The sequence below is a fragment of the Pseudonocardia sp. TRM90224 genome (assembly GCF_021245725.1).
Lineage (GTDB): Bacteria > Actinomycetota > Actinomycetes > Mycobacteriales > Pseudonocardiaceae > Pseudonocardia.
On the sequence record NZ_JAJGSX010000081.1, the window covers coordinates 1 to 7,059 of the forward strand.

The 7,059-nt window shown below is 68.0% G+C and carries 7 protein-coding genes and 2 pseudogenes; 4 read left to right on the forward strand and 5 right to left on the reverse strand.

The window, feature by feature from the left end:
- Positions 1–262 precede the first annotated feature (262 nt).
- The 3 genes from LL648_RS42750 to LL648_RS42760 form a co-directional block, all read right to left on the reverse strand.
- Positions 263–862 carry a dihydrofolate reductase family protein gene (locus tag LL648_RS42750; RefSeq protein ID WP_232668720.1) on the reverse strand — a complete coding sequence of 200 codons (600 nt, stop codon included), beginning with the start codon at positions 860–862 and terminating at the stop codon, positions 263–265.
- 138 nt (positions 863–1,000) lie between these two features.
- Positions 1,001–1,318, reverse strand: coding sequence for a hypothetical protein (locus LL648_RS42755; protein WP_232668721.1), 318 nt, complete (start codon positions 1,316–1,318; stop codon positions 1,001–1,003).
- A 382-nt stretch (positions 1,319–1,700) separates the two neighbouring features.
- The gene (locus LL648_RS42760; protein WP_232668722.1) at positions 1,701–2,336 is read right to left on the reverse strand and encodes a hypothetical protein; all 636 of its coding nucleotides are present in this window, start codon (positions 2,334–2,336) and stop codon (positions 1,701–1,703) included.
- A 696-nt stretch (positions 2,337–3,032) separates the two neighbouring features.
- On the opposite strand from LL648_RS42760, the gene LL648_RS42765 reads away from it, so the two are divergent.
- From LL648_RS42765 to LL648_RS42775, 4 genes and pseudogenes are all read left to right on the forward strand, one after another.
- Positions 3,033–3,371, forward strand: a complete 339-nt coding sequence (locus LL648_RS42765; protein WP_232668723.1) for an ArsR/SmtB family transcription factor — start codon at positions 3,033–3,035, stop codon at positions 3,369–3,371.
- Positions 3,372–3,397: 26 nt separating this feature from the next.
- Positions 3,398–3,625, forward strand: a pseudogene (locus tag LL648_RS45945) (SRPBCC domain-containing protein); the annotation flags it as partial.
- Positions 3,626–3,681: 56 nt separating this feature from the next.
- The gene (locus tag LL648_RS42770; RefSeq protein WP_232668724.1) at positions 3,682–4,695 is read left to right on the forward strand and encodes an alpha/beta fold hydrolase; all 1,014 of its coding nucleotides are present in this window, start codon (positions 3,682–3,684) and stop codon (positions 4,693–4,695) included.
- A 168-nt stretch (positions 4,696–4,863) separates the two neighbouring features.
- Positions 4,864–5,004: pseudogene (locus tag LL648_RS42775) on the forward strand (IS5/IS1182 family transposase); the annotation flags it as partial.
- Between the two features lie 514 nt (positions 5,005–5,518).
- Here LL648_RS42775 and LL648_RS42780 read toward each other — a convergent pair.
- Together LL648_RS42780 and LL648_RS42785 are read right to left on the reverse strand one after the other, a co-directional pair.
- Positions 5,519–6,115, reverse strand: a complete 597-nt coding sequence (locus tag LL648_RS42780; RefSeq protein ID WP_232668725.1) for a TetR/AcrR family transcriptional regulator — start codon at positions 6,113–6,115, stop codon at positions 5,519–5,521.
- Positions 6,072–6,866, reverse strand: a complete 795-nt coding sequence (locus LL648_RS42785; protein WP_232668726.1) for a hypothetical protein — start codon at positions 6,864–6,866, stop codon at positions 6,072–6,074. Before LL648_RS42785 ends, LL648_RS42780 begins: the two co-directional genes overlap by 44 nt.
- Between the last annotated feature and the right edge of the window lie 193 nt (positions 6,867–7,059).

The following is a 7,059-nucleotide window of genomic DNA, read 5'->3' on the forward strand; positions in this document are numbered from 1 at the left end:
GAGCCCGGTGACGGGAGACTGTCACGCCGGGATCTGTGGGAGCCCGGAGGTGCAACCCCTCCGGGCCACCCAACCACTCGTTCCGGTGACGCCACGCCGAGACAGCCCGAAGCCCGCCCACACAGGTTGGAAAGGGTTCACTGATCGTGTTCATCGATGCTGAGGTCGGTGTGCACGAGCCCTCCAGCAGCGGCGGCCGTTCGTCCGGTCGGACGCGTGGCGCGTCCGACCGAGGCGAGGATGGGTCGCGGACAGGATCGGCCTACCTCACGACCCGGTATCGCAGGTGGGTGACGCCGGCGCCCTGGACCACCGCCGTTGGCCCTTCGAACTGCACCGGAGCGGTGGCGAGCTCGCCGAAGAGCGTCTTCCCGCCGCCCAGCACGACCGGCACCACGTCGACGCCGACCTCGTCGATCAGGCCGGCCTCCAGGCACTGGCGCGCCATCTGCCCGCCGTTGACAGCCACGTTCTTGTCGCCGGCCAACTCCTTCGCCGCCGCGACCGCCGCCTCGATGCCGTCGGTGACGAAGACGAAGTTCTCGTCGTCCTCCGGCCGGTCCTCGGGGCGCTGGTGGGTGAGAACGACCGTGGTCACGTCCATGGGGTGGCGCCCGCCCCACGCCTTGGTCATGTCGTAGAGGTGGCGACCGACGATGAGTGCACCGGTGTTGTCCCACTCCGGCTTGACGAGTTCGGCGCTGGCCGCGGTGATGCGGATCCGCGGCGCGTCGGGGCTGGCGGGCGGGATCTCGACCTCGCCGTTGCCGTACCACTGGAACAGCAGGTCGAAGCCGCTCTCTCCAGGCCCCGCGATGTAGCCGTCGAGCGACACCGTGGCTCCGGTGGTGACCTTGCTCATGATGTGGATTCCTTTGCTGAAGTCTGCCCGACCTGGCGTCGTGGCTCCGTTGTCACAGCGTCGCCCGCTGCGGCGCGGCCGAGCACGCGTGGTGACCACGTGTCCAGCACGCGATCACCACGTTCTCCCGCCCGCGGATCAGCCCTTGGCGAGCAGATCCAACGTGGTCTCGTACTCGAACCGGGCACCCGTCCGGCGCCACAGATCGGCCGATCTGGTGAGGGCGTCGGCGTTGCCGTGCGGCCGGCACGCGGCCCGGGTGGCGGTGGCCCAGTCGTGGCCTGCGCGGTGCAGCAGGCACCGCCACTGATGGAGTTCATCAGCGCTGAGGTCGGTGAGCACAAGCCGTCCACCGGTCGCGGTGACTCGATCCAACACGTGCTCGGGGCTTATCCGCGATTCGTCGTTGTCGTTGTTTGGCACCGGTTGCCGTTTCCCCGCTTCAGCGGCCTGCATGTGGCAGTCATCGGGCGTCGGCAGGTCGCCGGCGCTGTGCCCGCGCAATGTCGGTCGAGAATCGACTTCCAGCGCTGGGAGCTCGGCCTGCCGTTATGATGCCGGAATCGTGATGACGGGCGATGCGATGACGTGCGCTGTGCTGGGAGCGAGGATCTCGTGGACATCGACCTCTCCTGGGTGCTGGATACTGCTGCTGTTTCGACAGTCGTATGGCCTGGTGACGTCCCGACCGACAGTGTTTCGGACGAGCTCCCTGTAACCGCCGTAGGTTGCGAGTGATGGCACGCCTACCAGATGTTGGGCAACCGGCATGGCGCTGCCGGCAGAGTCCATTGGTGCAGGTGCGTTGCTGCCGCCTGCGTTCCTGCGCCGGTCCGCTCTAGATGGTCCGGCTTGCCTCGTCGAAGGCGACGGGGTGGCGCTCGGGCTGCAGGGCACATACTCCGGTGTCGGTGACTTCGTTGAGGTCCGCTCTCTGGACTGGAGAGCGTCTCCGCCCAGCCCGCGGCGAGCTCGAGCGCCAGCGGCAAGCGGTCGAGCCGGTCGTACACGCGGCGAGCCTGTGTCGTTTCGGCCTGTGTCGTGCGGGTGGGCGGGTTCGGCCCGCCCCCCGGTCGAGGAGGAGCGTCAGCGCATCGGCGAGCACCAGGGGCGGCACCCGCCACGCGTGCTCGCCCGCGATCCCGAGCGGCTCGCGGCTCGCCGCAAGCACGGTCACGCCGGGGCATCGGCCGAGTACCTGCGCCACCAGCGGCGCGACGGCGTTGAGCAGGTGCTCGCAGTTGTTGTCCAACACGAGCAGCGCCGGCTCGGTGCCGAATGAGTTCGAGCGCCGCCGCACCTTCGCGAGCGGCTCAGACCTGATCCACAGGTCGTCGAGCGTGGGCTGGCGCGAGTGTTTTGGCTTCCCCCGTTCAGCCCGCTCGTGCCACTGCTCGAGTACCGCGCGATCGCGGTCGAGAAGCCGACGGCATCCGACGAGCCCATCGGCGTGCTCGTCGCACGCCGAACACACGCCATGCCTCCGCTGGTCGGTCGACGGTCGCGGTGCGCCGGCGGCGTAGGCTGATCAGCGCGGGCATCCATGCAGGTCATCCTGCACAGAGTTCCGAGCGAGTCTCAAGCATCCCGGACTGCATACGCACGGATGGCCAGCGTCGATATGATCACGCCTAGGCCCAGTAGTGCGATTCCGCCAAACCTCACATTCGATACTCGCGGATCGGTATCGGGTTCGAAAGTTCCGTACTGGTTGTATCGCGCGATGCGCGCATTTTCGTATGCCAGTTCCTGATCGTAGGTTGTTCGGCCTGTTTCCACGCCGTTCCTGCTGAAAACGCAGGTCTGCCCCGGCCGCATCTTTCCGTCCAAGAATCTGCACGTGCCGGCCGGATCCCCGTGGTGTAGCACAGTTAAAGGCTCGTCGGGAGGGCCCTGGGCCAGCGTTGTTGCGCTCGCCGTGACGAGGATTCCTGCTACAACCGCTGCAAGGCCAAGAAGCCAGGCGAGAACTACAAGACGGCGCGCCACTTGCGAAGTACATCACAGCGTTGAGACCTGCCGGGTGAGCCGATGAGGGCGGCTTACCCCTTGGTCATCCTGCACGTAGGTCGGCGGCGAGCAAGTCCCAGTGAACCTTTCTCAGTAGCGACCGGCGCTCTCGTCTAAGCATCTACTTGCGTGTATATACATCGTTGCGTATATTGACGGCATGGCCGCCGCGACCGTGCAGCAGCGACTGGCTGTGATCTCGGAGCCGAACCGGTTCCGGATCATCGAGTTGCTGAAGGACGGGCCGCGCTCGGTCGGCGGCATCGTCGACGAGCTCGGCCTGGGTCAGCCGCAGGTGTCCCGGCACCTGCGGCTGCTCGCGGAGGCGGGCGTGGTCGAGGTGACCAAGCGGGCCCAGCAGCGGATCTACCGAGTGCACCCCGATGCGATGCATGTGATCAGTGACTGGGTGCAGGGCTTCGCCGCTCTGTGGGCGGAACGGATGGATCGCCTCGGCGCGCTCCTCGACGACGACCGCGCACCCGAGCAGAACCCGTGAGGAGGTCGACAGTGCCCGACGGCATCGTGATCGACAAGACGAGCAATACCGTCCACATCAGCCGCGCCTACGCCGCAGGTGTCGACCGCGCCTGGTGGGCGTGGACCGACGCCGAGGCGATCAGTCGCTGGTGGGGGCCGCAGGGCTGGGTGGCCACCGTGTACGAGATGGACGTGCGCCCCGGCGGTCGCTGGCGGTTCCAGATCGCGCCGGTGGACGGCTCGGCAGCCGCGGTGCGCGGTGTCGCCACCTACAGCGTGGTCGATCCGTGTGCCGAACTGGCCTACGACGACACGTTCGCCGACGAGGCATGGCAGCCGACGGCACCGGCACCTTCCCCACCGGGGTCAACTTCGCCGCTGCCGGCACCGGCTGCACCGTCGACGTCGCGGCGAGCTTCCCCGACGGTGCGGCGCTGCAACGGGCCGTCGAGCTGCAGATGGCCGATGGCTACGCCGAGGCGCTCGAACGGCTCGCCAGCTTGTTGAACCCGCAGGACAACCCCGCTGAAGGAGAAGAGACCATGTCCACCGTCACCTCGACCGACGGCACCACGATCGCCTACGAGCAGACCGGCTCGGGCCCCGCGATCGTCGTGCTCAGCAACGTCGCGGAGGACCACACCGCCGTCGCCGGCCTGGTCACGGCGTTGGCCAAGAACTTCACCGTGATCAGCTTCGATCGTCGCGGCCGCGGCGCCAGCGGCGACCCGCAGCCCTACGACCCGGCACGCGAGATCGAGGACATCTCGGCGCTGATCGACGTCCTCGGCGGTTCCGCGGCCCTGGCCGGCGGGTCCGGTGCATGTGGGCTCGCACTGGATGCGGCCAGCGCGCTCGGCGACAAGGTCAGCGGCCTCTACCTCTACGAGCCTCCGTTCATCGTCGACGGCTCCCGGCCGCCAGTTCCTGCCGAGTCCGTCGAGCACCTGGAAGCGCTGGTCGCGGCCGGCAAGCGCAGCGAGGCCAGCGAGTACTTCATGGCCGAGGTGGTCGGCGTCCCCGCCGAGTACCTCCCGATGATGAAGGCGGACCCGTCATGGGAGCAGATGGCGGCCTATGCCCACACCTACGCCTACGAATTGCGGATCTGGCGCGGCCTCCAGGACGGCACACCACTGCCCACCGACCGCTGGACGATCGACGCGCCGATCGCCGTCGCCGTCGGCGGCAACGGCGAGGCGTTCATGCGCACGGGCGCCGAGGCGCTGGCCGCGATCCTGCCGAACGTCACCGTGCTGACTCTGGCCGACCACGACCATGGGGCCTTCTGGGCGGCCCCCGATCCCGTCGCCGAACAGGCCCGCACGTTCCTGCTCGGCTGATCAACCGATTGGCTTTCCCAGTAAGTGGGGCTGGGTTGTCGTGCGACACGCCGAGGGGTGTGGAGATGATCAGGGATGGGTGCGGAGCCCCGGTAGAAGAGTCGGTCTGCCTAAAGATCGACTTGAACACCGAGGTTCCGCGTGCCCGATCTCCTCACCTACACCGCCGTGCTCCCGATCGGGGCGTCCACCGTCGCGTTCCTGTCCGGCCTGCTGTCGGGCGAGCGAGCCCGGCGCGGGACCCGGCGTGGTCGGCGCATGCTGGGCTGCTACCGGCAAGCCATTCTGGTGCTGCGCTGGTTCCTCGACGCTCGTTCCGGCTTTCTAGACCGTTACCAACTGAGGATGGACTGTTCGGTATCAGTACTGGCTCCTTGAGCCGCGAGCGGACCACGGGCAGTCGGCGACGTCTGGGTGCCGGTCGTCGCGGATGGTGGGACGTACGGGCGACAGAGGGTGGGCCGAACAGGCTGCAGCCGGGGCCGCTGCTCCCCTTCGACCTTCCCGGTCAGCGGGTCGTGCGCAGTCGGTTGGGTTCGGTCCCCTCTCGACGATGGGACCTTTGTTGTGAGCCGAGTGAATGCTGTGCCGGCGCGTGTCGAGGCGTGTCGATGAATGTCGTCGGATGGCGTTCGTGCTGGTAGGGCCCTGGCATGCGGAGTCGGGATGTCTGGTGGTGCCGTGACGGTCCGGCCCGGTACTGCGGAGCACACATGGAGCGCACATTCCGGGTGTCGCCAGGCCGCCCAGGCAGCGGGAGGAGGAGGCTGCTGTCGATCGTGATGGCCGAGTCCGCCGACACCCGATCGACCCTTTCGGCACATCAGTCAGCCGTGATGACACCACCGGTCAGCATTGGTGACAAGATGTGCCGGCGGAGGGTTTCGGAGTCTTCCTCGGCGAACGTGCGCGATTGGTTGATCGTGAGCATGGCGACGCCGTGCACGGTCGCCCAGCACAGCCGCATCGCGGTGTCCAGCGGGATCCGGAGCCGGCCCGCGCGTTCGAGCCGGTCCAGCGTTTCCCCGAACGCGGCCAGTGCCGCCGGACCGACTGTGCTCTGCGGGTCCCGCCCGCGGGAGTCGAACGCGATGCGGAACAGCGCTGGCTTCTCCACGGCGAAACGGACATAGGCCAGGCCTTGCTCGAGCAGCAGTGCGACGTCGTCGCCATCGTCGGCCGGCGCGGCGCGCAGCCGCTCGCCGAGCTCGGCGAATCCGCGTTGAGCCACGGCGTTGAGCAGCTCCCGTCGGTTGGCGAAGTGTCGGTAGGGGGCCGCGACGCTGACACCGGCGCGTCGCGAGGTGGCGGCCAGGCTGAAACCGTCGACGCCGTGCTCTTCGATGAGCACGATCGCGGCATCGATCAGTGTGGCCTCAAGCGCTCCGTGGTGATACGACGACTTCGCCATCGCGGCCATCGTTCACCCTTCTCGTCGGTTGGGCCAATCCCCAGGGGTTCGGCCCCATTGCGGCGGCGACGACGGCGTAGGCCGGGGCCAGAGTGGCCGACGCGGCGGCGAGCGTGAGCTTGGCTACTGAGAACCCGGCATGGAGTGGTGCGAGGACCTCGGGGAATCCGAACGGGTCGGACAGCATCATGAGTGAGACGCTGTTCTCGACGACGTCGCAGGCCGGCGCGAGCGCCATCAGCGGGGCCATCCGCCGCAGCCTGCGCGATCCGGCTGGGTTCCGGTGACGCAGCAGAGCGGCGACGGTCAGCACGATCATGATCAGGCTGGAGGCGAGCCCGACAGACCAGATGAAGTCGACCAGCTCGGTGGCGACCATTCGGGGGAGTGTGCCCTGCGCAACGAGCACCTGGTAATGGCCGCGGACCGTTGCGGCGTCGAAGGTCAGGTTCGCCTCGGCGAGCGTGACCGGATGCCGCACCTCGGCGAAGGTGCGTTGCACGAGGACCTGTCCCACCGCGGCGAGTCCCGCCGAGCCAGTGAGTAGCGCGAGCAGCTCGACGCGACCGAGCGTGCGACGCAACCATGCCTGTTGCCACAGCGTCACACCCGTCGCCACGAGCAGCGGGACCCCGATCGTCGCCAACCCCAACCGCAACGCCTCCGTCCAACGGGTCGGGGCATAGATCGTCACGATCAGAGCAGCGCCGAGGACCAGATGCACGATCCTCGCGGTCCGTCGCACCATGCCACCGCCCATGACAGCGATGTTAGAGGCATTAACATCGGCGGGCAAGGACGGCAGAGCGGGCGAACCCGAGTGCAGCCGACCTGCCGGGGTCAGCTCGTGCGCGCCGCCCGCAGCGATGTTCCTCCAACGCTCGGGGCTCATCGCTGCGTCGAATGCAGGGTTGGGGGTCAGGGGCTGAGCGCCTCGATCATGAGACGATCGT